Annotated in this window: 24 protein-coding genes; 11 read left to right on the top strand and 13 right to left on the bottom strand. The window is 66.4% G+C overall.

Annotated elements, in window-relative coordinates; genetic code table 11:
* Positions 1-80: 80 nt before the first annotated feature.
* Genes IEY07_RS12680 through IEY07_RS12665 form a run of 4 tightly spaced genes read left to right on the top strand, consistent with a single transcriptional unit; the run spans position 81 to position 6,372 of the window.
* Positions 81-2,825 (top strand): MMPL family transporter, encoded by a 2,745-nt coding sequence (locus IEY07_RS12680; RefSeq protein WP_229670030.1) that lies wholly within the window; start codon positions 81-83, stop codon positions 2,823-2,825.
* 34 nt (positions 2,826-2,859) lie between these two features.
* Positions 2,860-5,127 carry a YhgE/Pip domain-containing protein gene (locus tag IEY07_RS12675; protein WP_188895707.1) on the top strand — a complete coding sequence of 756 codons (2,268 nt, stop codon included), beginning with the start codon at positions 2,860-2,862 and terminating at the stop codon, positions 5,125-5,127.
* A gap of 52 nt (positions 5,128-5,179) precedes the next feature.
* Positions 5,180-5,542: a BlaI/MecI/CopY family transcriptional regulator gene (locus tag IEY07_RS12670; RefSeq protein WP_188895706.1), complete on the top strand. Its 363-nt coding sequence runs from the start codon at positions 5,180-5,182 to the stop codon at positions 5,540-5,542.
* Positions 5,539-6,372, top strand: coding sequence for a M56 family metallopeptidase (locus IEY07_RS12665; protein WP_188895705.1), 834 nt, complete (start codon positions 5,539-5,541; stop codon positions 6,370-6,372). Before IEY07_RS12670 ends, IEY07_RS12665 begins: the two co-directional genes overlap by 4 nt.
* A 22-nt stretch (positions 6,373-6,394) precedes the next feature.
* Here IEY07_RS12665 and IEY07_RS12660 read toward each other — a convergent pair whose 3' ends face one another.
* The 5 genes from IEY07_RS12660 to IEY07_RS12640 all read right to left on the bottom strand — a co-directional run bounded on the left by IEY07_RS12660 (position 6,395) and on the right by IEY07_RS12640 (position 10,226).
* On the bottom strand, positions 6,395-7,084 hold the full coding sequence (locus tag IEY07_RS12660) for a hypothetical protein (protein ID WP_188895704.1): 690 nt from the start codon (positions 7,082-7,084) through the stop codon (positions 6,395-6,397).
* 81 nt (positions 7,085-7,165) lie between these two features.
* A complete protein-coding gene (locus tag IEY07_RS12655; RefSeq protein WP_188895787.1) occupies positions 7,166-7,399 on the bottom strand; it encodes a hypothetical protein in 234 nt (77 codons plus the stop codon).
* A 238-nt stretch (positions 7,400-7,637) separates the two neighbouring features.
* On the bottom strand, positions 7,638-8,630 hold the full coding sequence (locus tag IEY07_RS12650) for a phosphotransferase family protein (RefSeq protein ID WP_188895703.1): 993 nt from the start codon (positions 8,628-8,630) through the stop codon (positions 7,638-7,640).
* A 115-nt stretch (positions 8,631-8,745) separates the two neighbouring features.
* Positions 8,746-9,525, bottom strand: coding sequence for a transglutaminase-like domain-containing protein (locus IEY07_RS12645; protein ID WP_229670029.1), 780 nt, complete (start codon positions 9,523-9,525; stop codon positions 8,746-8,748).
* A gap of 122 nt (positions 9,526-9,647) precedes the next feature.
* Positions 9,648-10,226, bottom strand: coding sequence for a hypothetical protein (locus tag IEY07_RS12640; protein ID WP_188895701.1), 579 nt, complete (start codon positions 10,224-10,226; stop codon positions 9,648-9,650).
* Positions 10,227-10,463: 237 nt separating this feature from the next.
* Between IEY07_RS12640 and IEY07_RS12635 the strand changes: the two genes are divergently transcribed.
* Both IEY07_RS12635 and IEY07_RS12630 read left to right on the top strand, forming a co-directional pair.
* Positions 10,464-11,222: an SDR family NAD(P)-dependent oxidoreductase gene (locus IEY07_RS12635; protein WP_188895700.1), complete on the top strand. Its 759-nt coding sequence runs from the start codon at positions 10,464-10,466 to the stop codon at positions 11,220-11,222.
* 11 nt (positions 11,223-11,233) lie between these two features.
* Positions 11,234-11,680 carry a MarR family winged helix-turn-helix transcriptional regulator gene (locus IEY07_RS12630; protein WP_188895699.1) on the top strand — a complete coding sequence of 149 codons (447 nt, stop codon included), beginning with the start codon at positions 11,234-11,236 and terminating at the stop codon, positions 11,678-11,680.
* Positions 11,681-11,934: 254 nt separating this feature from the next.
* On the opposite strand, the gene IEY07_RS12625 is transcribed toward IEY07_RS12630, so the two are convergent.
* The 4 genes from IEY07_RS12625 to IEY07_RS12610 are packed head-to-tail and all read right to left on the bottom strand — an operon-like array spanning position 11,935 to position 13,447.
* Positions 11,935-12,258: a hypothetical protein gene (locus IEY07_RS12625; protein ID WP_188895698.1), complete on the bottom strand. Its 324-nt coding sequence runs from the start codon at positions 12,256-12,258 to the stop codon at positions 11,935-11,937.
* 34 nt (positions 12,259-12,292) lie between these two features.
* A complete protein-coding gene (locus tag IEY07_RS12620) occupies positions 12,293-12,793 on the bottom strand; it encodes a low molecular weight protein-tyrosine-phosphatase (RefSeq protein ID WP_229670027.1) in 501 nt (166 codons plus the stop codon).
* Complete coding sequence (locus IEY07_RS12615; protein ID WP_229670026.1) at positions 12,790-13,182, bottom strand: phage holin family protein; 393 nt, start codon at positions 13,180-13,182, stop codon at positions 12,790-12,792. The genes IEY07_RS12620 and IEY07_RS12615 overlap by 4 nt, the downstream gene beginning before the upstream one ends.
* A gap of 52 nt (positions 13,183-13,234) precedes the next feature.
* Complete coding sequence (locus IEY07_RS12610) at positions 13,235-13,447, bottom strand: hypothetical protein (protein WP_188895697.1); 213 nt, start codon at positions 13,445-13,447, stop codon at positions 13,235-13,237.
* A 110-nt stretch (positions 13,448-13,557) separates the two neighbouring features.
* On the opposite strand from IEY07_RS12610, the gene IEY07_RS12605 reads away from it, so the two are divergent.
* Positions 13,558-14,535, top strand: coding sequence for an aldo/keto reductase (locus tag IEY07_RS12605; RefSeq protein WP_308422940.1), 978 nt, complete (start codon positions 13,558-13,560; stop codon positions 14,533-14,535).
* 1 nt (position 14,536) lies between these two features.
* Here IEY07_RS12605 and IEY07_RS12600 read toward each other — a convergent pair whose 3' ends face one another.
* On the bottom strand, positions 14,537-15,136 hold the full coding sequence (locus tag IEY07_RS12600) for a TetR/AcrR family transcriptional regulator (protein WP_188895696.1): 600 nt from the start codon (positions 15,134-15,136) through the stop codon (positions 14,537-14,539).
* A 97-nt stretch (positions 15,137-15,233) separates the two neighbouring features.
* On the opposite strand from IEY07_RS12600, the gene IEY07_RS12595 reads away from it, so the two are divergent.
* Positions 15,234-17,798 (top strand): glycoside hydrolase family 2 protein, encoded by a 2,565-nt coding sequence (locus IEY07_RS12595; RefSeq protein WP_188895695.1) that lies wholly within the window; start codon positions 15,234-15,236, stop codon positions 17,796-17,798.
* A gap of 4 nt (positions 17,799-17,802) precedes the next feature.
* On the opposite strand, the gene IEY07_RS12590 is transcribed toward IEY07_RS12595, so the two are convergent.
* Genes IEY07_RS12590 through IEY07_RS12580 form a run of 3 tightly spaced genes read right to left on the bottom strand, consistent with a single transcriptional unit; the run spans position 17,803 to position 20,149 of the window.
* Positions 17,803-18,336, bottom strand: a complete 534-nt coding sequence (locus IEY07_RS12590; protein WP_188895694.1) for a hypothetical protein — start codon at positions 18,334-18,336, stop codon at positions 17,803-17,805.
* Positions 18,337-18,369: 33 nt separating this feature from the next.
* A complete protein-coding gene (locus IEY07_RS12585) occupies positions 18,370-19,056 on the bottom strand; it encodes an MBL fold metallo-hydrolase (protein ID WP_188895693.1) in 687 nt (228 codons plus the stop codon).
* Positions 19,049-20,149, bottom strand: a complete 1,101-nt coding sequence (locus IEY07_RS12580) for an S-(hydroxymethyl)mycothiol dehydrogenase (RefSeq protein ID WP_188895692.1) — start codon at positions 20,147-20,149, stop codon at positions 19,049-19,051. Before IEY07_RS12580 ends, IEY07_RS12585 begins: the two co-directional genes overlap by 8 nt.
* 121 nt (positions 20,150-20,270) lie before the next feature.
* Here IEY07_RS12580 and IEY07_RS12575 point away from each other — a divergent pair, with 121 nt between their 5' ends.
* The 3 genes from IEY07_RS12575 to IEY07_RS12565 all read left to right on the top strand — a co-directional run bounded on the left by IEY07_RS12575 (position 20,271) and on the right by IEY07_RS12565 (position 25,832).
* Positions 20,271-21,665 (top strand): sulfatase family protein, encoded by a 1,395-nt coding sequence (locus tag IEY07_RS12575; RefSeq protein WP_188895691.1) that lies wholly within the window; start codon positions 20,271-20,273, stop codon positions 21,663-21,665.
* A gap of 367 nt (positions 21,666-22,032) precedes the next feature.
* Positions 22,033-23,892, top strand: coding sequence for an ABC transporter ATP-binding protein (locus tag IEY07_RS12570; RefSeq protein WP_308422939.1), 1,860 nt, complete (start codon positions 22,033-22,035; stop codon positions 23,890-23,892).
* Positions 23,889-25,832 carry an ABC transporter ATP-binding protein gene (locus IEY07_RS12565; RefSeq protein WP_188895690.1) on the top strand — a complete coding sequence of 648 codons (1,944 nt, stop codon included), beginning with the start codon at positions 23,889-23,891 and terminating at the stop codon, positions 25,830-25,832. The genes IEY07_RS12570 and IEY07_RS12565 overlap by 4 nt, the downstream gene beginning before the upstream one ends.
* The last annotated feature ends 12 nt before the right edge of the window (positions 25,833-25,844 follow it).

Below are 25,844 nucleotides of genomic sequence, written 5' to 3'. Positions count from 1 at the left end.
ATTCAGCACGCGGGTGCGATGTGGTGCAGGTCTCAGCCGAATGGATACAGGTGTGTATCCGGATACAGTACTGTATCGGCGTGTCCTCGTTCCTCTATCGTCTGGGTCGCGCCGCCTTCCAGCATCGAATCCGGGTGCTGCTCATCTGGTTCGCGGTGCTGGTCGTCGCCGGCCTCGGCGCTCTCGGGCTGGGCAAGAGTTTCGACAACTCCTTCAGCCTGCCCGGCACTTCGTCCCAGCAAGCACTGGACCAGCTGAATCGCACTTTCCCGCAGGTCAGCGGCACCTCGGCGCAGGTGATCTTCGTCGCGCCCGACGGCGGTTCGGTACGCGATCACGCCGAGCGGGCCGCGATCGACGCGGCGGTTAAGGCGTACGGGAAGGTCGGCCAGGTCGACACCGTCTCGTCACCCTTCGACAAGATGATCGACGGCGCGATCGCGCCGCAGGACCGGGCCGCCCTGATCAGCATCCAGCTGGACGCCGGCCAGGGCTCGGTCACCAGCGGAACGCTGGACAAGATCACCTCCATCACCGACGACCTGCGCAAGGCGGTCCCTGGGTCGCAGGCATCGGCCGGCGGGGAGGCGTTCTCGGCCACCGGCGTGACGATCAGCGCCACCGAGGTGGTCGGCGTCGTGATCGCGCTGGTGGTCCTGACGATCACCCTCGGCTCCTTCGTCGCCGCCGGGATGCCCTTGTTGAATGCGATCCTCGGCGTGATGATCACGATGGCCGGGATCGTCGCGAGTACGGGACTGGCCAAGGTCAACTCCTCGACGCCGATGCTGGCCCTGATGCTCGGCCTGGCGGTCGGCATCGACTACGCCCTCTTCATCGTCTCCCGGCACCGTGATCAACTCCGTGACGGGATGGATCCCCGGGAGTCCGTGGCCCGGTCCGTCGCGACCGCCGGCTCGGCCGTGGTGTTCGCCGGACTGACGGTGATGATCGCGCTGGCCGGCCTGGCCGTCGCGCGGATCCCCTTCCTCACCACGATGGGCATCGCCGCGGCGGTCGGTGTCGCGATCGCGGTATGTATCGCTCTCACGCTGCTGCCCGCGATGCTCGGCTTCTTTGGTGACCGGCTGAGGCCACGGCAGAAGAAGGCGGCCAAGCCGCAGCGGAACCGATTCTTCGGCGGCTGGGTCAAGGTCGCCACCAAGTGGCCGCTGGTCACCATCCTGGTGATCGTCGCCGGGCTCGGTGCGCTGGCGCTACCGGCCCGCGGTCTCGAGTTGGCGCTGCCGGACAACGGCTCTGCGCCCGCCGGGTCGCCTGCGCGCGTCAACTACGACCTGGTCGCCAAATACTTCGGTGCCGGGCACAACGCCCCGCTGATCGTCACGGCTGACATCGTCACCTCCGACGATCCGCTCGGCGTGATGGCCGATCTCAAGAACCAGATCAAGGCGCTGCCGGGTGTCGCCAGCGTCCCGCTGGCCACTCCGAACGCCGACGCGGACACCGGCATCGTCCAGGTGGTCCCGGTCGATGCCGGCACCTCGCCGCAGACCAAGGAGCTGGTGCAGCGGATCCGTGATCTCGGACCGGCCTTCGAGCGGGAGCACGGTACCGCCATCGCCGTCACCGGATCGACGGCGATCCAGATCGACGTCAGTGATCAACTCGGTCACGCGTTGCTGCCCTTCGGCATCCTCGTCGTCGGTCTGTCGATGGTGCTGTTGACCATGGTCTTCCGCTCGATCGTCGTGCCGATCAAGGCGACCGTCGGCTATCTGCTCAGCGTCGGTGCATCTTTCGGGATGGTGACCCTGGTCTTCCAGCACGGCTTCCTCTCCGGCCCGCTCAATGTTGATCAACAAGGACCCGTGCTGAGTTTCCTGCCGATCATCCTGATGGGCATCCTGTTCGGCCTGGCGATGGACTACGAGGTCTTTCTGGTCTCCCGGATGCGGGAGGACTTCGTGCACAACGGCAACGACGCGAAGGCCGCGATCCGATCCGGCTTCATCAGCTCGTCGCGAGTTGTGACGGCCGCCGCGGTGATCATGTTCTCGGTGTTCGCCGCCTTCATCCCCGAGGGCGACTCGACGATCAAGTCGGTCGCCGTCGGCCTGGCGACCGGAGTCTTCGTCGACGCCTTCATCGTCCGGATGACCCTGGTGCCGGCGGTGCTCGCGCTGCTCGGCAAGCACGCCTGGCAGCTGCCGGACTGGATCGACCGGCGGCTGCCGAGCTTCGACGTCGAGGGCGAGGGACTGCTGCACATGGTCCAGCTCCGGGACTGGCCGGAAGCGAACAGCACCGCTCTGGTGCACGCCGAGGGCCTGACCCTGAGCATCGGGCACGGTGCCCGCAGCCGGTTGATCTTCGGGGCGACTCAGGTGTCGCTGCAACCGGGCGAGGTCCTGCTGGTCGACGGAGATCCGGTTGCGGCATCGCGGCTGCTCTGGGTGCTGTCCGGTCGGATGAAGGCCACCGGCGGGCACGTCAAGACCGCCGGTCTGGTGCTGCCCGAGGAGGCCGGAGCCGTACGCCGCCGGACCCGGCTGGTCGATCTGGCGGCGTCCTCACTGTCGACTCCGAACGACCGGGTCCGGGCGATCGTCGCGGCCCGCGACAGCGATGCCCGGGTGATCATGATCGAGCACCTGGACCGACTGTCCACCGGCCCGGAGACTGCCGCCCTGGTTGATCTTCTGCACTCCGCGGCAGCATCGGGCCGTGGCGTCCTGCTGGCGGCCGCCGATGCGTCGGCGGTCGACGGGCTATTGCCTGCCCGCTACCTGCACCTGCATCTGCCGGCGGTCAGAGAAGCCGCCGGCCAGCCGATCCGGCAACCAGTGGCGGTCGGCTCATGATCAAGAAGCTCCGAGACATCCCGAGGACGAACCGATGATCAACCTGGAACGCACGACCGGAAGCCGTCGCCTCGGGTGGGTCTCACTGATCGGCGCACTGTTGGTGCCGATCATGGTCGCCGCCGGATTCCTGGCCGCAACCTGGAATTCCACCTCGCGCTGGGACAAGGTGCAGGCGGCGATCGTCAACACCGACCAGCCGGTGAAGGTCGACGGTCAGACCGTGCCGCTGGGCCGCCAGCTGGCGTCCGGGCTCGTCAAGGGTGGCACCAGTGATCAAAAGGCTGACCAGAAAGATGATCAGAATTTCACCTGGGTGATCAGTGATGCCGACGACGCTGCCGACGGACTGGCCGATGGCCGGTACGCAGCAGTCGTGACGATCCCCAAGGATTTCTCCAAGGACGCGACCTCATACGCCGCAAACAAGGGATCACAGGCCCAGCAGGCAACCCTGGATGTCCAGACGTCGAAGGTGTCGGGCGTGACCGATTCGGCGATCGCCTCGGCGATCTCCAGTGCCGCGGTCAGCTCGCTGAACGGGGAACTGACCAAGCAGTATCTGGACAATCTGTATCTCGGCTTCAACCAGACCCAGCAGGGCATCCAGAAGTCCGCCGACGGCGCGAAGTCGCTGTCCACCGGGGTATCACAGCTCGACGACGGAATCGGGAAGTCCGCCGACGGCGCGAAGTCGCTGTCCACCGGGATGCAGCAGTTGAGCAGCGGCACCGGTCGGTTGTCGGACGGGCTCAGTCAGACCGACACCGGCGTCACGCAGCTGGCGACCGGCGTATCCGGGTTGGCGGACGGGATCCAGCAGACCGATACCGGTGTCGGCAAGCTGGACACCGGCGCAGGCAAGCTCGCCGAGGGCATGGACGACTACACCAAGGGCGTCAAGACCTACGCCAAGGGCGTGAAGAAGTACACCTCCGGCGTCACCAAGCTGACCGACGGCCTCGGCTCGTACGCCGACGGTGTCAACGAGTACGCCCAGGGCTCCGCGAAATTCGCCGGCAGTATCAAGCCGGCCATCGCAACGGCGCGTGAGGGTGTTTCCTCCGACACCGCAACAACCCAGGCTTGCGTCGCCGCCGGGTTCACACCCGGGTCCGCCAACTGCCAGATCTTCGCCGCCGGAATGAAGGCCGGAGCCGCCGGCGTCGCCGACGGCCTGCAGCAGGGGCTGGTCGGGACGAAGGCCAAGCCCGGACCGGCGATGCAGATCGAGGCGGGCGCCAAGCCGCTGGAATCCGGGTCCACCCGGCTGTCCGACTCGGCCGGCAAACTCGGCGACGCCGGCGAGCAGGTCAACACCGGCGCCAAGGGCCTGGCCTCGGGTGCGAAGTCGCTGGACAAGGGAATCGACGGTCTTCACACCGGGATCGGCAAACTGGCCACCGGCACCGGCAAGCTCTCCAAGGGAGCCGACCAGCTCAGCACCGGTGCGACGAAACTGGCGACGGGTTTCGGCAAGCTGGACGACGCGGGCAATCAGCTCGCCACGGGCACAGCCCAGTCGGCCACCGGCGCAGGCCAACTCAGCGACGGCCTGTCCAAGCTGCACGACGGAAGCGGCAAGCTCGCAACCGGCAGCAGCCAGTTGGCGACCGGGCTGAAGAAGGCCGCCGACCAGATCCCGACCTACTCCAAGAACGACCGCACGCAGTTGGCCAAGGTGGTCAGTGCGCCGGTGGCCGGTAACCAGCCCGACGGGCTCTTCGCCAATGCGACGACCACGACGTTGCTGCTCGCCCTGGCGCTGTGGGTCGGCGGCCTGGCGACCTATCTCGTCGTGCGCGCCGTCAGCTCCGATGTGTTCGGCTCGCAGAAATCCTCGGCCAGGTTGGCATTGGAGGGCGTGGCACCCGGCGTGATCATCGGCGCCGCGCAGGCGGTGATCTTGTCGGCCTTGATGTCGGTGCTGCTGGACCTGTCCGCCGGACGTGCGGTCGGCCTGCTCGGCTTCTCGGTGTTCACCGCGGTCACGTTCGCCGTGCTCAACCAAGCGCTGGTGGCCTGGTTCGGCGGCGTCGGACGGTTCATCTCAACCGCGGTCGTCGTGATGGCGGTGGCAGGGTCGCTGACCAACGCCCTGCCGGACGCATTTGCCGGCGCGCTGTCCTATCTGCCGATCACACCGGCGCTGGACGGCGTCCGGGCGATCGTCACGGGGAACTCCTCGCCCGGTCACGAGTTCGGGGTGCTGCTGGTCTGGATGGTGATCGGCGGCCTGGCTTCGGTGCTGGCGGTCGCTCGTCGGCGGGTGGCCACCGCCGTCCCCGTGTCGGCGGAATGACCGGGGCGGTAGTGTTCTACCAGCTGTAGAACGGCGGGAGAAGGAGGCATCCATGGCACGCGATCGCGGTCAGCTCGAGGCGGACGTGATGCGTCAGCTCTGGGATGCCGACCGGCCGCGTACGGCCAAGGAGATCCAGGCCGGCTTCGGCGCTGACGCGCCCGCCATCACCACCCTGCTCACGGTGTTGGACCGGCTGCGCCGCAAGGGACTGGTGAACCGGTCCGATGCCCGGACCAACATCACCTTCTCCGCCGCGCAGTCGGAATCGGACCGGATCGTCGGGGCGATGTTGCAGTCGTTGCAGGAGACCGGCGATCGACAGGCGGTGTTGTTGCGCTTCGCCGGTGATCTGGACAACTCCGATGCCGAGGTCCTGCGTCGCGCACTGGAAGGCCGGACGCGGCGCCGATGATGATCATCGCACTGGCGCTGGCGTCGTACGCCTTGATCACGCTGCTGGCCGCGCCGCAGGTGCTGACCCGCGGCGGCTGGCGGATCTTCCGGCCGCGGCTGTGTCTGACGCTGTGGTATTCGATCTTCCTGACCGGGGTGCTGGCGGCAGCCGGGTCCGGCGGGATCGGCATCTGGCTCGGCTGGCGGATCCAGGCCGAACAACCGTCGTACGGCGCCGACCTGCTCGCGACCACCTTCGGCTTCCGGTCGACGCCGGGCCTGGACACTGTCGTACGTGTCACCGGCATCGTGCTGGGTTGGACGACGCTGGCGGTCGCCGGCGCGCTGATCAGCCTGGTGGCGACCCGGGCCCGGGAGCTGATCGGCGATCAGCGTCGGCTGCGCGCCGACCTGGACGCCCTGGTGGCCCGATCCGGCTACCGCCGCGAGTTGGTCGACGGCCTTCCGGTCACCTACATCGCCGGCCGCAATTCGATCGCCTGCAGTCTCGGCGGCCTGGGTGATGGAGTGATCGTCTCCGCCGCGATCGATCTGGCGCTGACTGCGGGGGAGCGGCGGGCGATCATCGAGCACGAACGCGCCCACCTGCTCAGGCGCCATCTGATCTTCTCCCGGCTCGCGGTGCTGAACCGCGCCTGCTTCCCGGGCGTCCGCGCGGCCCGGGAGTTGACCCGGGCGACCGCGTTGCTGATCGAGTTGATCGCCGACGATGCCGCGGCGCGCCGCTGCGGTCGTACCGAGATGATATCGGCGCTGACCAAGCTGGGTGCCGACGGTCAGAATGCCACGCTGTCGCTGCGTGCGGAGCGGCTGGCGCTTGCTGCCTGATGCGGGCCTGGGCTCCCAATGGTCAGACGGGGCGCCAGAGTCCCAGTGAGAGGAACAGCAGGCCGGCCAGCAGCAAGCCGCCCGCGGCCAGCCAGTGGAAGTCCACTCGCGCAACCACGTCGTAGCAGCGGGTGACAGAGGCGGCGAACCGCGCAAGCCTGGTCCACAGGTGAGCGACGATGAGATACGGGCCGACCAGGGCAACCAGGAACACCGCGTAGAGGAGCACTCTCTCGACCAGGTCTCGACCGGTTCCGGATACCACTCGACCCGTCAGATACATCGTCGCGATGCCACTCACGCCGAGCACCGTGTTGGACATTCCGATCACGAAGTACTGCCATCGGTGGCCGCCGGCGCCGGATTGCCGGTGATGGACGGGGCCGGGCGGACGGACCCGATCCTCGTGGAGCCGAAGCGCGACAACGATCGATGCGCCGATCAACAGTGCTCCAGACACCAGGTCCACACCACGCCGCAACAACAGAGCGGCGACCTGGTGTCTCAGCAGGAGCTCGAGATTCCCGGGATCGATGAACTGAAAGAGCACGACCATCACGGTGGAACCCGCGGCCAGTCCGACGACCATCCATCGGATCGCCGACGTCGCCCTTCGATCTCGGGTCAGCAGGTGGAGCGAGATGCCGTACAACGTCGGGCTGAATCCCATCGTCAGCCCCAGGCCGAGGAGTGAGAACGCTCCCGCACCCACCTGTAACAGTCGCGCCTCATCCACGATGACCAGGAACGGGGCCGATTCGTGATCCTGGTTGCCGAGCTGGGATCGCAGCTGTCATAGATCGGCGCGAAACCTGAAGTAGAAGGCCCCGACGAGCAGGACGATGCCGATATTCGCTGCCAGCCGCGGCCAGAAGTGATGTCTGAAGAACACGATATCGACGGCGATGATCATGACCGCCATCGCCACTACCCAGATCACGACCGGCAGTGTCCTTGCCATGGCCGAAGTCTTACCACGGTCGGTGGGAATCGGCCACCGGTGGTCACGAACCAGTGCCTCGGCCAACCGTGGAGCGAGCACGACGAACCGGACAGGGCGCCTGCGCAGAACCGGTTGTGCCGCGGATTCGTCCCGACGAGATAGCTGTCAGCGGTTATGGCGCGTAGGCGGCGGGGGAAAGGAAGTGTTCGTCGCGCTCGGCGACGATGTCCTGACGGGAGAACCTCTGTCGCTGTCGATCACTTCTGGCCCATCACATCTTCTGCGTGGGGAACATCCGCAGGACTGACCTGCGTCCGGGCGGCTAGGAGACCGCCTGCCGGGCGCGAGCCAGGATCGGCCCGAAACTCTCCTCGAATGTCACATCGTTGAACCAGAGCTGATTGCGCCTGCCGTACGCCCAGATCACGAGCCAGTCGGCCAATGCGTAGAGCTCGAGGCGGTCGGCTGCACCGTCGCGAAGCGGTCCGCTGTCGGTGTAGCCGTCGATGAATGCTCGTCGCTGAGCGTCGGTCTCCACCTCCCAGAGCATGCGGACGAGATCCTCTTCCGGGTCGGCGATGTAGGCCTCGAACAGGTCGAACACGCCGGAAGGCTCGAAGGAATCCTTTGTGGGCGTGAAATTGAGGTTGCCCGGCTTGAAGTCATGATGGACGAGCGCAGGTGTGAAGGGCACGGTGAGTCCGGGCAGATCGCGCTCGACAACCCCGTCGATGAATCGTTCAGCCTCGGATGAGAGTGCATCCGCCGCCCGGCACTCGGTGCGGGTGTCATCCAGACGTTCCAGCCACCAGGTCGTGAAGTCAGTGGTCACGGGCACGAAGTCGTCGACCTGTGGGTCATAGACAGCGTGCATCGGAGCTGTCACTTCGTGCAGCATCGCCAGCCCGCGCCCCGCGGACTCGGCCAGCCCGACGCGTTCGGTTGGGTCAGCGCTCGCCCAGAGGTCCCGGCCGCAGGTACCGGGGAGCATGGGCATGATCGCGTACGTCCAGCCGAACAACGTCGCGTCGTCACTGATCCGGTACGGCCACGCCGCCGGCAATTGCGATCGCTCGTGGATCAGACGGGCAACGCGTCGTTCCTTGGTGAGGTGCGTATGACCATGTGGGTTGCCCCGGAACACGTAGCGACCGTCGGTCGTCTCCAGCATCAGGATCTGGCCGAACAGTCCGCCGCTGGGCGTCCACACGTCGACGATCGTGCCGATTCCGAACTGCTCGGCGACAGTGTCCAGCTGCGTTGCCTCGATGACGCCGAGTCGCTGCGAATACTGCCGGCGTTCCGGGAGACCCACGCGCCCGAGATTATCGCCGGCCCCACACGGTCGCGATGGGTTTAAGTCCTCTCCTTGCGAGGGAGCCAAGAGGCTGCCTCGCTTCCGGCCGGCGCATCACTTTGCCAGACAGCCATCACGGCTGCTGGCGATCGTTGGGTTCTGTTTCGATCCTGACCTGCCGGGGCGGTTTGCCGAAGGGTGACAGCTGGGTGACGGTTCCGTGCGGGCCGAAGCGGTGGTAGATCGCGGTGAGTTCAACCTCACTTGCCTTGTCTCCCGTGTCGGCCGCAACCAGAAGGCGTGCGACCCGGTCGACAAGATCAGCATCGAAGGCGTCGAGGTCCGGCCAGGTATCCCAGAGCAGCAGTTCCTGCCCACACCAGTGCGCCAGCTCCAATGCCACGTAAGCCCTGATGACATGTGCTGCGTCCGCAAACCCTGACCCGGGCGGCACCAGATAGCGATCGAGATTGTCAGGATCATGTCGACAGGACTGCCATGCCTCTGCCGCTGTCTGGAACCGGCCATCAGATTCGATCTTCATATCTGCGGGGTCGAACGGCACGGTGCCTGGCGCCATCTCCGGGTCAGTCCGGATCCAACGTCCCGCCGCCCGGTAGTCGACGACGACATGATCAACTCGTCGATCGGGTATCAAATAGTCGGCGAAGCCGACCCTGGTGCGTGCCGGTGTTCCTTGTTCCCGCAGGAGGCCGACGACGAAGACCGAGTGATCACGGCAGCAGCCGGCTACGCGGCCCTGGCGGTCGCGGGGCAAATCGAGCCCGTACGGGTGACGTGCCTGGTCGACGTCGAGGATGCGCGCCACCGATCGCAGATTGACCTCGTCACGCCGGGCCTCCGTGAGATTCACGAAGTCCGTGCCGAAGTGGCCGATCACGTTGCGCGCCACGGCGCACGCGGTCTCTGCACCCTGCGGCAACGCCCCCACAAGCTCTGCGTGCCGGCCGGGATCGGAATACGCGGTGTGGGTAGCCCATCTCGCGTGAGGTCGTTCCCATCCGTCCCGGCCCCTCAACTGTGCGGTCCTCCAAGCGTGACCTTCCAGCGGAAGTTCGGTGCGATCACGACCTCACTATCGGGTTGGACCGAGTCGTTCGACCAACGACCGAGGTCTGGATGGTGACGCTCGAAGTAGTCGCCGGACTTCAGATACCGGCTCCAGAATGCGAACGAGCACGCGAGGTGCAACCTCATCGGAGGACCGTCGCTGACCGCGACCCCGCACACCATGTGCGATGACAAGTGCTGAAACTCCGTCTGTCCTCCGTACGGGAAGATCACCACGCTATCGGAGGAGACCGCACGGCACAGGTTCACGATTCCGGCAGCCGGGTCGAGTTGGTCAACCCTGAAGGTCTCTCCCGAGTCGCTGAAGGCGTCCAGGGTGGAATCGATGTGCCGTACTGCCTCGCCATAGCTGAGCCGGGTGGCCCCCGACCCGCCGAGGAATTCCGCCGGCTCCGGCAACCGCGCGACCGCCCGATTCCAGTGCTCCCGGGTCACCTTCTTGCCGGTCAGAGCCTTGTACGCGTTCGCCAGAGCGTAGAGGAAGCAGGCACCGTCCAGGATGCCCTGGACGTAGATCTGCATACGAAGGGTCGGATCGATCTGCCGGGGAGCGACGTCGACAGTAGCAATCGAGTCGCCTGTTTGGTCCATCGTTGTCGCCCTCTCGTGAGTGCCCCCACGTTAGCGAGGTTGCTGCTTCTGTGGGCGGCCCGAAACACAGCGACGGTCGGTCTCCAAAACAGTTACGAGACTGCGACTGCACTTGATTTTCGTTTGGTACCGAACGATAATTGTTCGGTACCAAACGGAAGAGGACTCATGGAATCATCACGTATCGCCCTTGTGACAGGGGCCAACCAGGGAATCGGATTTCAGGTGGCGAAGGAGCTTGTCGCCCACGACGTCACGGTCCTCGTCGGATCACGAGACCTTGCGCGCGGCCAGGCTGCGGCCGAGCAGATCGGCGCCGGGGCGACTGCGATCCAGATCGACGTCACGGACGCCGAATCGATCGCGGCCGCCGCGGCCCGCGTGGCCGACGAGTTCGGACACCTCGACCTGCTGGTCAACAACGCCGGGATCTCCCGCAGCCGTCCGGCCGACGGCGAATTCCTCGAGGACTACGCGGCAGCCAACAAGGCGAGTACTGCGTCACTGGACGAGATCCGTACGGTGTGGGAGACCAACGTCTTCGGCACCCTCGCGGTCTACCAGGCGATGCTTCCGCTGCTGCGCAAGTCGTCCGACGCCCGCATCGTCAACGTCTCGAGCGGCGTCGGATCGCTCAGTGCCAACGCAGATCCCGGCTACCCCTACCACTCCATGTTCGGCCCGGTCTATCCCGCGTCGAAGGCCGCACAGAACGCGATCACGCTAGCGATGATGGTCGAACTGGAGTCGACCGATATCAAGGTCAACCTGGTCTCGCCCGCCTTCACCGCTACCAATCTGAACGGCTTCGCCGGCACCGAGTCGATCGAGGACGGTTCGCGCGAGGTCGTACGCGTCTGCCTGCTGGGTCCGGACGGTCCCACCGGGACGTTCACCAGATGGGAGAACACCACCATCGGTTGGTGAATACTGGCCGCATGAGCGAGCCGCCCCCCGAGCCGACGTCGATCGGCACGTGGGCCAAGCGGTACTACTACGCAAACCGCGCTGCCGTGGAGGCCGTCCTGCGCCCGCATGGCCTCGGTTCGACGCAGTGGGCGGTTCTGTACGAGCTCACGACCAGCGGTCCTACCTCGCAACGTGATCTCGGTCGTGTGCTGCACATCGAACGCGCCAGTCTCAGCGGCGTCGTGGCGACGCTCGTCCGGAAGGGTCTGGTTGAGCAGACACCCTCCGAGACGGACCAGCGCCAAAGACTCGTCATGCTGACCGATGCCGGCCGGAGCGTGTGGAAGAAGCTGCCCGACCCTTTCGCCGAAGTCCGGACGGTGGCGCTGGAAGGTGTCGACGCCGGCGAGGTGGCGACGGCCATCCGCGTTCTGGAACGGGCGACCGCCCAGGTCGAGCGGCACTCGTTCGGCTGAACTCAGCCGTGCTGGGCGCTTTTCCGCTCTGGCCCCGGACGCGTGCCGTTGACGATAGACATGGTGGGGGCGTGGCACGAAGTCCGGCTTTCTCTCCTCGTGCTTCCAGTACACGGCTTTACGCGTTCGGGAACCGCCCCGGCGACGCGACGCCGCGGTCGTATCCCACGTAGGCACGGATACCATCGCTCAGCTCGTTCACTGAGTGGCCTCTCATCGTATTGACGCCGAAGGGCACCTTTTGTCCGAGCCCTTCAGTTGAACTGCAGGTACGCGAGACGCGAGGCGAGTGCGCCAACGGCTTCATCCGTCAAGTCAGGCTGCTGAGCGTGCAAGGCAGCCTTGAGCCTGTTTCCATATTCCGTTCCCGCCCAGACTTCATCGCTCAGCCGAACAGCATCTGAGCGAGCGATGGCTTCCTTGACTGCGGACAGCAGTGACTGCTCGTGGCCTTCGGGGGCCAGACGCATCACCGCGTCCGCATGAGAGCCGGGCCGTCGGTCCACTTTCCATCCGAGGAAGGCTGCGATCGCGACCCCTAGGGTCTCTGGCGGGAAAGGCTCCCTGTCAGCGTTCATAGTTGGTCGTCGGCGAGGTCGCCCGCGGTCCATGTCAGTCCTGCAACTCCCGGACCCGGTCCAGAACCCCGGGGATCGCGGCCTCGACGGCAGCCAGGGTGTCCTCGAATCCCGCCGGCCCGCCGTACCAGGGATCCGGTACGCCGGACCCGGGCGTCGCGTCCGGATCGAAATCGGTCAGCAGCGCCATCCGATCTTCGTCCAGGGCGGTGTCGACATCACCGAGCCGACGCATCCGGTCGATGTGCAGCGGCTCCATCGCGATTACCAGGTCTGCGTCGGCGATCTCGTCCTTGGTGATCTGGCGGGCGACATGATCACCGTCGCGATAGCCGTGCCGGCGCAGCACCGCGGCCGCGCGTGGGTCCATCGGATCGCCGAGTTCTTCGGTGCTGGTCGCCGCACTGGCGAACCTGACGCCGGACAGGCCGGCTCGCTCCGCCTGCTGCTCGGCGACCCGTTCGGCGATCGGCGAGCGGCAGATATTGCCCCAGCAGACGAAGATCACTTCGACGGGCCGTTCGGATGCTGTCACCGGCGGGCCCGGTCCTCGTCCCGATCATGAAGGAACGTGTTCAGCAACCAACTGACGATGGAGACGATCAACGCACCGACAACCGCGGTCCAGAAACCCTCGACGTGCCAACCGATGCCGAGTTGTCCGGACAGCCAGGAGGTCAGCATCAACAACAGCGCGTTGATCACCAACAGGAACAGTCCGAGTGTCAGGAGCAGGATCGGCAGCGTGACGAATTTGAAGATCGGTTTCACGATCGCGTTGATGATGCCGAAGATCAGTGCGACCACCAGCATCACCAGGATGCGGTGCCAGGTCCCGTGTGCGGTCAGCGTGATGCCGCTGAGCAGCCAGGTCGCGACCGCGAGGGCGGCGGCATTGGCGAGCAGCCGCAGGATCCATCTCATGATCCCGATAGTGCCACGCGAAGTGCGGGCGGACCATCCGGGAAAGGCCTGATCAGGCCCGGTAGTGGGAGGCCTCTTCCAACTGCTGCGGGCTGAGGGAGTTGGCGTCAACGTTGCCGCACATCCCCACCTTGCCGTCGAGCGGGCACTGCATCACCCGGAACGGGCCGAGGTGGATCGAGCTGAACAGCCGGGAGCCCTGGGTCGCCACGAACAGATGGTTGTTCGAACAGCGCATGACCCGATCGCCGAAGATGTTGAACATGGTGGCTGCCTTTCCCGTGCCCGACCGCGTCCAACTACCGTAGTGTCTGGTCGGGTCACGCCCGGTTGCAGGCCGAGGTCGCGGAAACACCCGATCCACGAGTTGGGGAGATGATCATGGATTACGTACGACTGGGGAACACCGGCCTCGAGGTCTCGCCGATCTGCGTCGGCTGCATGTCCTGGGGTGATCCGACCAAGGGCCGCCCGTGGACCATCGAGGAGGACGAGGCCCGCCCGCTGATCAAGCAGGCGATCGAAGCCGGGATCAACTTCTTCGACACCGCCAATGTGTACGCCGCCGGCACCAGTGAGGAGATCACCGGCCGGGCGCTGAGGGACTTCGGGAACCGGGACAACATCGTGCTGGCCACCAAGGTGCACGGACGGATGAGCGAGGGCCCGAACGGACAGGGACTGTCCCGCAAGGCGATCCTGCAGGAGATCGACAACTCGCTGCGCCGGCTGGGCACCGATTACGTCGACCTCTACCAGATCCACCGCTTCGACCCCGTCGTGCCCATCGAGGAGACTATGGAGGCGCTGCACGAGGTGGTCAAGGCCGGAAAGGCCCGCTACATCGGCGCCTCCTCGATGTACGCCTGGCAGTTCAGCAAAGCCCAGTACACGGCGATGATCAACGGCTGGACGCCGTTCGTCAGCATGCAGAACCATTACAACCTGCTGGCCCGTGAGGAGGAGCGGGAGATGTTTCCGCTCTGCGATGATCAAGGTGTCGGCGTGATCCCGTGGAGCCCGCTGGCCCGTGGCCGGTTGACCCGGCCGTGGGAGGAGTCGACCAAGCGCTCCGAGACCGACGCCTTCGGCCAGAATCTCTACCAGGAAAGCGATCGGCAGCTCGTCGAAGCCGTCCTGGAGGTCGCCAACGCCCGTGGTGTTCCGGCCGCTCAGGTCGCACTCGCCTGGGTCAGTGCCAACCCGGTGGTGACCGCGCCGATCGTCGGGATGGGCAGGCCGCAGCACCTGACCGATGCGATCGCGTCGCTGGACATCCAGCTCACCGATGAGGAGATCGCCAAGCTGGAGGCTCCCTACACTCCGCGGTACGCGGCCGAGCTCCCGCGCTGACTCACCGCCGGGTCGCCGTCGACCCGGCAGACTGCGCGGCCAGCAGGTCGATGAGCTGTTCGGCCAGCTCGTCGTACGGCGTCGTGTCGCCGGCGGTCCGCTCGCGATCGAGGGCGATGTGGATGATCGTCGTTGCCTGGTGGGCGGTCAGGCAGACCCAGAGCTCTCGCTCGGGCACTCCCGCCCGGCGGGCGATCGCCGCCTCCAGCAGGCCGCGCTGCTGGGCCAACAGGTCCCAAAGCCTGGCCCGGGGGCCGGGCGCGGTGTCCAACTGCGCCCGGAGCCGGGCGACCTGGTCGCGGACCGCCTGCTGGGCGCGCAACTCGTCTTGGACTGTGGCCTCCAGCGCAGTCTCCAGCGACTCGTCGGGTGGCCTGGAGTCCAGCCGGGCCGCCAAGGAGCCGACCGAGTCGGCGATCGGAGCCAGCAGGATCGCGTCCTTGCTGGGGAAATAGCGGTAGAGCGTCGAGGTGCCCACCTCGGCGTGCGTCGCGATCTGCTCGACAGTGACTGCTTCGTAGCCATACTGCTCGGCCAGCTCGATCACCGCAGTATGCAGTGCGGCCCGAGTGCGCTCGGCCTTGCGCTCGCGGAGTCCCATTCCGGAATCGTACAAGTGGGAATCTGTCCGAAACGGGAAGATGTCCCAATTTGTCGCTACAGTCGGCGTGTCAGCGATGGAGCACAAGGGAGTGGACATGGCACGGTCGATCCAGGCGATCGAGGGATTCGAGGTCGCGCCGAGCAAGGTCGGTGGCGACCGACCGGAGACCGGCTGGATCCCGGCGGTGGTGCCCGGCGGTGTCCACGAGTCGCTGCTCGCGGCCGGGCAGATCGAGCACCCGTACGCCGACCGCAACGAGCAGGCGGTCCGCTGGGTCGAGGAGCGCGACTGGTGGTTCCGGACCACGATCACCGGACCGGAGGATCGGGTCGCCGGTGACCGGATACGGCTGGTCCTCCACGGCCTGGATACGGTCGCCGATCTCTGGCTGGACGGTGAGCTGCTCGGCCACCACGAGAACATGTTCCGCCCGGCGATCTTCGACCTCACGGACCGGCTCGAGACCGTCCATGATCACGAGCTGGTGATCAGATTCTCGCCTCCGCTCGCGGGCCTGGAGACGCCGCCCAACGTTGCCGATCTTTTCAGTCGGCTGGGTGACCTGATGGCAGCCATCGCCCCAGAGCAGCCCGAGGGCGACGATCGGCCGGCCGACGGCGGGATGCCGGCCGAGCTGCCGCTGGCCACCTTGCGCCGCAAGGCGACTTTCTCGTGGGGATGGGATTTCGGGCCCAGGGCGCCGTCGATCGGCATCTGGCGACCCGTTGAGTTGATCACCGAGACCGAGGCGGCGATCGAAGATCATCACGTCCGGACCGACGCGATCATCGACGGCGCCGCCGAGGTCACGATCGAGGTCGAGGTGGACGCCTTTCGCACCACCGCGCCGCTGCGGATCACCGGCAGCTTGGTCGCGCCGTCCGGCGCGACGACCATGATCGACATCCCGGTCACGGGCGGTGTCGCCCGGGAGACGATCATGATCGACAACGCCGAGCTGTGGTGGACCCACGATCTCGACGTCCCCAACCTCTACGCCGTACGCCTGGAGCTGCGCTCGGCGGACTCCCTGCTGGACAGTGTCGACGACCAGATCGGGCTACGCACGATCGCCCTCGACCGGTCGGAGGATCCGGAGGGCGGAAGGATGTTCCGATTTGTCCTCAACGGGGTGCCGATCTTCGCCCGCGGAGCCGCATGGCTGCCGGCCAGCATGCTGGTCGGCTCGGTCAGCCCGCAGCACTACCGGAAGCTGGTCGGCCTGGCCCAGGAGGGCGGCATGACCATGCTGCGGATCTGGGGTGGCGGGATCTACGAGCACGACGCCTTCTACCGCGCTTGCGATGTGGCCGGCGTGCTGGTCTGGCAGGACTTCATGTTCGCCTGCGTGGATTACCCGAGCCAGGACGAGACGCTGGCCCGCGAGATCGCCCTGGAGGCCGACTTCCAGGTGCGCCGGCTGCGCAACCGGGCCAGCATCGCGCTCTGGTCGGGCAACAACGAGGTGCAGGTACTGCACGGTTTCGCCTACCAGAATTACGATCCAGGCAACTGGGGCTGGGACTTCTTCTACAAGATCCTGCCCGAGACCGTTGAGCGACTGGATCCGACGACGCCGTACTGGCCGGGCAGCCCGTGGGGTGAGGACGAGGCCGAGGGCTGGATGGCGGCCAACGGCGTACGAGACGGCGATCGACACGCGTGGGAGGTCTGGCACGGGCTGGACATGGGCGCCGGCGGCGGTGACTTCGCCAGCGTCGGCGAGTCCCGGCTCTACCGCCGGTACGCAGCCGACAAAGGCAAGTTCATCAGCGAATTCGGCATCCACGCCTCGCCCGAGCTGGCCACGCTGGAACGCTGGATCCCGCGTGACCAGCTGGCGGTGCACAGCCAGTCCTTCGATGCGCACAACAAGGACAATCCGAAGAACAAGCACGATCCGGTCCTGGAGATCGTCACCGGTCTGCCCCAGAACCTGGAGCAGTATGTCGACTTCACGATGGCGTCACAGGCTGAGGGACTCAAATTCGGCATCGAGCATTACCGGCGCCGCCAGCCGCACTGCAGCGGCACGCTGATCTGGCAGTTCAACGACGTCTGGCCCGGCTTCAGCTGGTCGGTCGTTGATCATGATCTGGTGCCGAAGGCCAGTTACTACTTCGCCCGGCGTGCGTACGCGCCGGTGCTGGCCAGTTTTCTTCAGCAGGACGGTCGGCTGGAGTTGTGGCTGTCCAACTCCGGTGGCGGGGTCTCGGTGAGCGGATCGCTACGCATCCAGGGTTTCGACGGCACGATCCGCACCCAGCAGGACTTCAGTGCCGAGCTCGCTCCGGGCGACTCCCGGGTCGTCTGGACCACCGACGATGATCAGGACCCGGGCAGCTTCGCCTGGGTCGAGGGCGACGGCTTCCCGACCAACCGGCTGTTCTTCGGCGAGATCAAAGATGTTCCGTTCGGGCCGACCGGACTGACCTGGACCGTCACGCCGATCGGTCCCGGATCGGCAACGGTCGAGGTCGAGTCGCAGGGCTACGCCTATTTCGTGCACCTGCCGTCGCCGCACCCGGAAGTCCGGTTCAGCGACAACTACTTCGACCTGCCGCCGGGCGGCCGCGTATCGATTGCCGTCCAGGGCCCGCAGGATGCCTTCATGCCCGACGATCTCGTCGTCCGCGGCTTCGCCGGCCACGCGGGCTGACAGGTCACCAGCAGGCGACGTCGACGAATTCGGCGGCCGGCCGTCGGGTGGCCTGGGTGATCCGCATCGCCAGCGTCATCCCGGTGGCGAATTTCGCGGCCTTCAGCCCAGTCAGCTGACTGCTCGTGCAACCCAGCCGTCGGGCCGACTCGGCCCATGTCAGTCCGAGTGCACCGCGGCCGGCATCGAGCACCGCGTACAACCGGCGCAGGTTCCAGCGCAATCGGTGGGCATCGTCGGCCTCCGGCAGCGGGACACCGACGGTCTCCTCGCGAGGATCGGGCAGGAAGTCCTCCGGCGCCCGGCCCAGCCAGCGGAGCACGAAGAGCACATGCTGGCAGCTGGCTCTGCGTCGCATCCCGGACAGTGTCCCCGGACTGATCGGATGATCACCGCGCTGCTCGTTGAGCACTCGAGACTGCTCCCAGATCGCCGTCGCCAGCCCGGTCCAGCTCAGCCCCTGCTGCTGCCGCCGGCCGTCCATCGCGACGAAGAAGGCCTCATGATCGAAATCATCGGATCGGGACCGGCCGAGCATGATCGTCTCCGTCCTCCAGCGATCTGGGGTCGCCTAGAGATTCGCCCGTTCGGCGCCGATCGTGGAGTCGGGACCGTGGCCGGTCTTCACCACGGTTTCGTCCGGCAGCGTCATCAGCTGGGTACGGATCGAGTCCAGGATTTGATCATGGTCGGAGAAGCTCCGCCCGGTGGCACCAGGACCGCCCTCGAAGAGCGTGTCACCGGTGAACACAACACCGGCCTCGTAGCCGGGGAACTCCTCGGCGTAGAAACAGACTGAGCCCGGAGTGTGCCCAGGAGTGTGGATCACCCGGAGATCGATATCGGCGAGCGGGATCAGCTGATGATCACGCAGGGTGCCCGTCGGCGGGTTGCGATGGGTCAGCTTCCAGACCGGAAGATCATCGGGATGCAGCAGGATTCGCGCCCCGGTCGCCCTTGCCAGCTCCGGCGCCATCCGGACATGATCATCATGCCCGTGGGTGCACAGGATCGCGATCACCCGTCGGCCGTCGACGACCTGGAGGATCTCGTCGACATCGTGCGGGGCGTCGATCACCACACACTCGGCGTCGTCGCCGACCACCCAGATGTTGTTCTCCACCTCGAAGGTCTGACCGTCGAGGGAGAAGGTGCCCGCAACGGACGCGTGATCGATCCGCGCGACACCGTGCGGTCCGAAATCGGGATCCTCGTCAGGATCCGACCCGATCTCGAATTCCGGCTCGTATTCAGTCATCGCCGTCACCCATCACCACGACCGAGCGCAGCACCTGGCCGGAGGCCATCGTCGCGAACGCCTGCTCCACGTCGCCGATCCCGATCTCTTCGCTGACGAAGGCGTCCAGCGGCAACCGACCCTGCAGGTAGAGATCGATCAGCATCGGGAAGTCCCGGTCGGGCAGGCAGTCGCCGTACCAGCTGGACTTCAGCGAGCCGCCACGACCGAAGACGTCCAGCAGCGGGATCTCCAGAGTCATCTCCGGTGTCGGTACGCCCACCAGCACCACAGTGCCGGCAAGATCACGACCGTAGAAAGCCTGTTTCCAGGTCTCCGGGCGGCCGACCGCATCGATGGCCACATCCGTCCCGAACCCTCCGGTCAGCTCCTGGATCGCGGCCACCGGATCACCGTTGCGGGAGTTGATCACGTGGGTCGCACCGAGCGTCTTCGCGGTCTCCAGCTTCCGGTCGTCGATGTCGACCGCGATGATCTTGCTGGCGCCGGCCAGCCGGGAACCGGCGACGGCCGCTGCGCCGACCCCTCCACACCCGAAGACCGCGACGGTGTCACCCCGGGTCACCCCACCGGTGTTGATCGCCGCGCCGATCCCGGCCATGATCCCGCAGCCGAGCAGGCCCGCGGCCGCCGGCCGCGCCGCCGGATCGACCTTGGTGCACTGCCCGGCAGCCACCAGCGTCTTGTCCGCGAAGGCGCCGATGCCCAACGCAGGGGACAACTCGGTGCCGTCGGTCAGCGTCATCTTCTGGGTCGCGTTGAAGGTCGCGAAGCAGTACCAGGGCCGGCCCCGCCGACAAGCCCTGCAGGTGCCGCAGACCGCCCGCCAGTTCAAGATCACGTAGTCGCTCGGCACCAGGTCGGGGACTCCGTCGCCGACCGACTCGACGGTGCCGGCAGCCTCGTGGCCGAGCAGGTAGGGGTAGTCGTCGCCGATCCCGCCCTCGCGGTAGTGCAGGTCGGTGTGGCAGACCCCGCACGCCTGGATCCGGACCACCGCTTCGCCCGGCCCCGGATCGGGCACGATGATCGGCACCAGTTCGACCGGTGCGCCTTTGGCTCGCGAGATCACGCCGTTGACCTGCTGCGGCATCGCTGCTCCTTCTCCCACCGGAATCGTCGGTCTCCTGCGAGCATCGTAGAAGGAACATTCTGTCCCCGACAGATCACACCCGGGCGCAGCCCGCCGCCGATGATCGGCAAGAATGGTCGCGATGTCACAGTCGACCCCGCCCCAGTCCGGTTCCCAGTCCGGTTCCCTCCCGAACATCGTGCTGATCCATTGTCACGACCTCGGCCGCCACCTCGGCCTGTACGGCGCCGGCTCGGTCAGCTCGCCGCACCTGGACGGCTTCGCCGCCGATGCCGTGGTCGCGGACCGGATGTTCTGCTCGGCGCCGCAGTGCAGCCCGTCGCGGTCGAGCCTGTTCACCGGCCGCTGGCCGCACAACAACGGCGTTCTCGGCCTCACCCACGACGGCTTCGACTGGGACCTGCACGCCGACGAGCGGCATCTGGCGTCCTGGTTGTCCCAGGCGGGATACCGGACCGAGCTGGTCGGCATGCACCACGAGTCCAAGACCGGCCCCGACGATCAGGTCGCCCGGCGGCTCGGCTTCGACCGGGTGGACACCGGCGGCCTGGCCGACGTGATCGTCACCAAGACCGACGAGGCGCTCGACCGGCTCGCCGCGGCCGACCGGCGCTTCTACCTGCAGGTCGGCTTCACAGAACCGCACCGGATGTCCGGCGGCCGGGATGCGCCGGGCGTGATGGGCTTCCTCGGCGACCACATCGAGCCCGACACGAGCAAGGGGGTCGAGGTGCCGGGCTGGCTGACCGACAACGAGTCCGGCCGGGAGGAGATCGCCGAGCTGCAGGGCGCCATCCGGCTGATGGACGACGCCGTCGGCCGGGTGCTGGCCCGGATCGACGAGCTCGGCCTGGCGCAGAACACCATCACGATCTTCACCACCGACCACGGGCTGGCGCTGCCACGTGCCAAGTGCACCTTGTACGACCCCGGGCTGGAGATCGCCTTCGCGGCCCGCTGGCCGGCCGGCGGCTGGACCGGAACGGACGGGCAGGCCCGTCGGGTCGATCAATTGCTGGTCAATCTTGATGTGGTTCCGACTCTGCTCGACACCGTCGGGATCGACACCACCGGCTCGAATATCCAGGGCCGCAGTTTCCGGGCCGCGCTGGACGGGCACCCGGAGGCGTACGAGCGGAGGGCGGCGGTCTTCGCCGAGATCACCTATCACGACTACTACGACCCGCGACGCTCGGTCCGCACCGAGCGGCACAAGTTGATCATGAATTTCAGCTCGGCGCCGATCTTCATGGACGCCAGCCAGTCCTGGAACCGCCGCTGCACCCCGCGGATCTCGCCAGCAGGCAACATCGCCTCGCACCCGGCGGTCGAGGTCTACGACCTGGCCCTGGATCCGTACGAACAGCATGACGTCGCCAACGACCCGGACTACGCCGACGTCCGCCGCGACCTGCTGGCCCGGCTGGGGGAGTGGATGCGGGCCACCGGCGATCCGTTGCTGGAGGCCGCTGTCACCTCGCCGCTGCACCGCAACTCCGTGGCGCTGCTCGGCTGATTTGTCGCTCCGCCGGGACGGAATACCCCGGTGATTGCCTATCGCATTGATCACCGGATCGAATAGCTGGGCGAATCTGTCAGTGAATCGATGAATGACTTGAGGGTGTTGTCGGATAGAGTTATGACCCGGCTGTGGAGAAACCTCCGCACCAGACTCCCGGGAATCCAGTTGACCTCAACCCATGTTGAGTTTGCACACTGGTCAGGGCCCAACGACACCCCGTGAGTCCCCAAGAGCACGCCACCGCACTGCTCTCCGCCACCGAAGTACCGAGGTATGCCCCATGTCTGCCGATTTATCGGCACCGACGTCTGAGACGTCACAACAAAAGGACCTCCCGAACAACCCAACTGATCGCGGGTCGGTGACCGCCGCCCGGATTGAGACTGCGCTAGACCGTCCTGCGGCGATTCTGCCGAAGCCGGCTCCCAAGCTGGACAAGGACGGCAATCCGCTGCCGCGGGCCTCGTACGAGTCGATGTTCCGGATGCGCAGCTACATGTCGCCGTACCTGGGCCGGTTCGTCTCCATGTTCGTCTTCGGCGCGCTGAGCGTCGGTGCGACCATCGTGGTCCCACTGGTCACCAAGGCAGTCATCGACGGCCCGGTCGCCAAGTCGGACCATCACGGACTGTGGACCCTCGGCTTCGCGGCCATGGGCCTGGGGGTGGTCGAGGCGGTGCTGATCTTCCTGCGCCGTTGGACCGTTTCCAAGGCGACGCTGGGTGTCGAGTACGACATCCGCGTCGATCTGTACGCCAAGCTGCAGCGGCTGCCGATGGCTTTCCACGACCGCTGGGAGTCTGGCCAGTTGCTCTCCCGGATGATGAGCGACCTATCGACCATCCGGCGGTTCATGAGCTTCGGTCTGCTCTTCCTCTTCCTGAACTCGGGCCAGATCATCGTCGTGACGATCATCCTGCTCAACCTCTACTGGCCGCTGGGCGTGATCGTGGTCATCTCGATCGGCCCGATCGTCTGGCTGTGCTTCAAGATCAACAAGCAGTACGTGTCGCTGTCCCGCCGGATCCAGGACGAGACCGGCGACGTCGCCTCCACGGTCGAGGAGGGCGCCCACGGCCTGCGAGTGATCAAGTCCTTCGGACGGTCGCGCTACATCTTCGAGAAATTCGACCAGCGCAGTGTCCAGCTCTACGACACCTCCATGAAGAAGGTTCGGCTGCAGTCGAATTTCTGGACCTTCCTCGAGGTGATCCCGAATGCGACCCTGGTCGTCGTCCTGGCCTTCGGTGCGTATGCCGCCGGCCACAGCCTGGTGACGCTGGGCACCCTGGTCGCCTTCACCACCCTGATGACCTCGCTGACCGCCCCGATCGCGACGCTCGGCATGCAGATCTCGCAGGCGCAGGAGACCATGACGGCCTCCGACCGGCTGGCTGACATCTTCGACACCGACATCACCATCGCCGACGGGCCGGCCGAGCTGGCCCAGCCGGTCCGCGGCCACCTGCAGTTGCAGGGCGTCGGCTTCACCTTCCCGGGTGCCACCGGACCGGTGCTGCACGACATCGACCTCGACATCGCGCCCGGCGAGACAGTGGCCCTGGTCGGTGCCACCGGTGCCGGCAAGTCCATCCTGACCGGCCTGGTGCCCCGGCTCTACGACGTGACGGCCGGCAAGATCACCGTTGACGGCATCGACATCCGCGACCTGCGGCTGACCGAGCTCCGCCAGGTGGTCGCGACGGCTTTCGAGGAGCCGACGCTGTTCTCGATGTCGGCCCGGGAGAATCTCACCCTCGGCCGTCCGAACGCCACCCAGGACGAGGTCGACGAGGCCATCGACGTGGCCCAGGCACATTTCGTCTACGACCTGCCCTGGGGTCTGGACACCCGAATCGGCGAGCAGGGCATGAGCCTGTCCGGCGGCCAGCGGCAGCGGCTGGCGCTGGCCCGGGCCGTGCTGACCAAGCCGGCGGTGCTGGTCCTGGACGACACCCTTTCAGCTCTGGACATCCACACCGAGGCCCTGGTCGAACAGGCACTCAAGCGCGTCCTGGTCGGCGTCACCGGCATCGTTGTCGCCCACCGGGCCTCGACCGTGCTGTTGGCCGACCGGGTAGCCATGCTGTCCGGCGGCACGATCACCCATGTCGGCTCGCACGCCGAGCTGCTGGAGACGGTTCCCGAATACCGCGAGTTGCTCAGCGCCGACTTCAACCCGCAGGACGAGTTCGATCTGCTCGAGGAGGTCGCCCGATGAGCGCCCCAACTCAAACCGACGACGCCCAGACCAAGGACACCGACGCCAGGAAGGTGAAGACCGCCAGGGTCGGGGTGCCGAAATTCGGCGGCCTGGCCGAGCGGGTCGCCGAGGCCGAGGATGCGGTCAAGGAGTGGCGTGGCGTCGGCGCCGAGGACACCTCCGACCTGAGCGCCCGAGGCAGCGTCTTCCTCAAACAGCGGAGCCGCCGCCTGCTGGGCAGTCTGCTGGCACCGCACAAGACCACCGTCTGGATCATGATCGTGGTCGTCGTCATGGAGAACGCCGCGCGGCTGGCGATCCCGTACCTGGTCAGCCTCGGCATCGACCGGGCCGTGCCGCCGATCATGCACAACGGCAGCGCCCGGACGCTGGTCGTGATCGTCGCCGCGATGCTGGTCACGATCATCGTCCAAGGACTCAGTCGCAGCATCTTCCAGCGAATGTCGGGCCGCGTCGGTCAGGACGTTCTGCTGGAGATCCGGCGGCGGGTCTTCATGCACTTCCAGAAGCTCGACGTGCAGTTCCACGACCGCTACACCTCCGGCCGGGTGGTGTCCCGGCTGACCAGCGACGTCGAGGCGATCCAGGAGATGCTCTCCGGCGGCTTCGACACCCTGATCCGTGCGGTGCTGATCCTGATCGGCGTCGGCATCATGTTGCTGACCATGGACCTCAAGCTCGGTCTGGTCTGCCTGTGCAGTTTCCCGTTGCTGATGCTGCTGGTCCGTTGGTTCTCGGTGAACTCCTCGCGGACCTATCGCAAGGTCCGCGAGTTCTCCGCCATGGTGATCGTCCAGTTCGTCGAGACCATGACCGGTATCCGCGCGGTCCAGGCCTACCGCCGCGAGCCGCGCAACTCCGAGATCTTCGAGGATCTGTCCGGCAGCTTCCGCGACGTCAATACCACCGCCTTCCGGCTGGTCGCGCTGTTCATGCCGGGGGTCAAGATCGTCGGCAACGTCACGATCGGCATCGTCGTCCTGTACGGCGGCTACCGCGCGATCGAGGGCGACCTGACGGTCGGTGTGCTGACCGCCTTCCTGCTCTACCTGCGGATGTTCTTCGATCCGATGCAGGACATCAGCCAGTTCTACAACCTCTTCCAGTCGGCCTCGGCCGCGCTGGAGAAGCTCTCCGGTGTGCTGGAGGAGCAGCCGGCGGTCAATGAGCCGGCCGTGCCGACGCCGATGACCCGGGCCAAGGGCACCGTCGAATTCGAGCACGTCGACTTCGCCTACGTCGAGGACCGGCCGGTGCTGCCGGACCTGGATCTGACCATCCCGGCCGGACAGACTCTGGCCCTGGTCGGCACCACCGGTGCCGGCAAGACCACGATCGCGAAGATGATCGCCCGGTTCTACGATCCGACCGGCGGCCGGATCACCCTCGACGGGGTGGACCTGCGGGATCTGTCCGATGACGACCTGCGCCGCAATGTGGTGATGGTGACCCAGGAGAACTTCATGTTCGACGGCACGGTCGCCGACAACATCCTCTTCGGCAAGCCGTGGGCGACCCGGGACGAGGTGATCGCGGCGGCCAAGGCGGTCGGTGCGCACGATTTCATCTCCGCGCTGCCACAGGGCTACGACACCGACGTGGAGAAGCGCGGCGGCCGACTGTCGGCCGGCCAGCGTCAGCTAGTGGCCTTCGCCCGGGCCTTCCTGGCCGATCCGGCAGTGCTGATCCTGGACGAGGCCACCTCAAGCCTCGACATCCCCAGCGAGCGGCTGGTCCAGCAGGCGCTGCAGACCATCCTGGCCAGCCGGACCGCGGTGATCATCGCCCACCGATTGAGCACCGTCGAGATCGCCGACCGGGTGCTGGTGCTCGAACATGGCCGGATCCTCGAGGACGGCAGTCCCGCCGAGCTGATCCACGCCGAGGGCGGTCGCTACGCGGCCCTGTACGAGGCCTGGGAGGAATCCCTGGCCTGACGCCCCGGCGTC

This window comes from Microlunatus endophyticus (assembly GCF_014646195.1).
Classification (GTDB): Bacteria; Actinomycetota; Actinomycetes; order Propionibacteriales; family Propionibacteriaceae; genus Microlunatus; species Microlunatus endophyticus.
This window is presented reverse-complemented; position numbering and strand designations above follow the sequence as displayed.

Bases quoted from the DNA above. Each gene is read 5' to 3' on its own strand.
- IEY07_RS12630 (WP_188895699.1), top strand. From the start codon at position 11,234: ATGAGCGAGCCGCCCCCCGAGCCGACGTCGATCGGCACGTGGGCCAAG.
- IEY07_RS12615 (WP_229670026.1), bottom strand. From the start codon at position 13,182: ATGAGATGGATCCTGCGGCTGCTCGCCAATGCCGCCGCCCTCGCGGTC.
- IEY07_RS12580 (WP_188895692.1), bottom strand. From the start codon at position 20,149: ATGCCGCAGCAGGTCAACGGCGTGATCTCGCGAGCCAAAGGCGCACCG.
- IEY07_RS12675 (WP_188895707.1), top strand. From the start codon at position 2,860: ATGATCAACCTGGAACGCACGACCGGAAGCCGTCGCCTCGGGTGGGTC.
- IEY07_RS12605 (WP_308422940.1), top strand. From the start codon at position 13,558: ATGATCATGGATTACGTACGACTGGGGAACACCGGCCTCGAGGTCTCG.
- IEY07_RS12595 (WP_188895695.1), top strand. From the start codon at position 15,234: ATGGCACGGTCGATCCAGGCGATCGAGGGATTCGAGGTCGCGCCGAGC.
- IEY07_RS12640 (WP_188895701.1), bottom strand. From the start codon at position 10,226: ATGCAGATCTACGTCCAGGGCATCCTGGACGGTGCCTGCTTCCTCTAC.
- IEY07_RS12600 (WP_188895696.1), bottom strand. From the start codon at position 15,136: ATGGGACTCCGCGAGCGCAAGGCCGAGCGCACTCGGGCCGCACTGCAT.
- IEY07_RS12625 (WP_188895698.1), bottom strand. From the start codon at position 12,258: ATGAACGCTGACAGGGAGCCTTTCCCGCCAGAGACCCTAGGGGTCGCG.
- IEY07_RS12565 (WP_188895690.1), top strand. From the start codon at position 23,889: ATGAGCGCCCCAACTCAAACCGACGACGCCCAGACCAAGGACACCGAC.
- IEY07_RS12610 (WP_188895697.1), bottom strand. From the start codon at position 13,447: ATGTTCAACATCTTCGGCGATCGGGTCATGCGCTGTTCGAACAACCAT.
- IEY07_RS12585 (WP_188895693.1), bottom strand. From the start codon at position 19,056: ATGACTGAATACGAGCCGGAATTCGAGATCGGGTCGGATCCTGACGAG.
- IEY07_RS12665 (WP_188895705.1), top strand. From the start codon at position 5,539: ATGATGATCATCGCACTGGCGCTGGCGTCGTACGCCTTGATCACGCTG.
- IEY07_RS12670 (WP_188895706.1), top strand. From the start codon at position 5,180: ATGGCACGCGATCGCGGTCAGCTCGAGGCGGACGTGATGCGTCAGCTC.
- IEY07_RS12575 (WP_188895691.1), top strand. From the start codon at position 20,271: ATGTCACAGTCGACCCCGCCCCAGTCCGGTTCCCAGTCCGGTTCCCTC.
- IEY07_RS12590 (WP_188895694.1), bottom strand. From the start codon at position 18,336: ATGCTCGGCCGGTCCCGATCCGATGATTTCGATCATGAGGCCTTCTTC.
- IEY07_RS12635 (WP_188895700.1), top strand. From the start codon at position 10,464: ATGGAATCATCACGTATCGCCCTTGTGACAGGGGCCAACCAGGGAATC.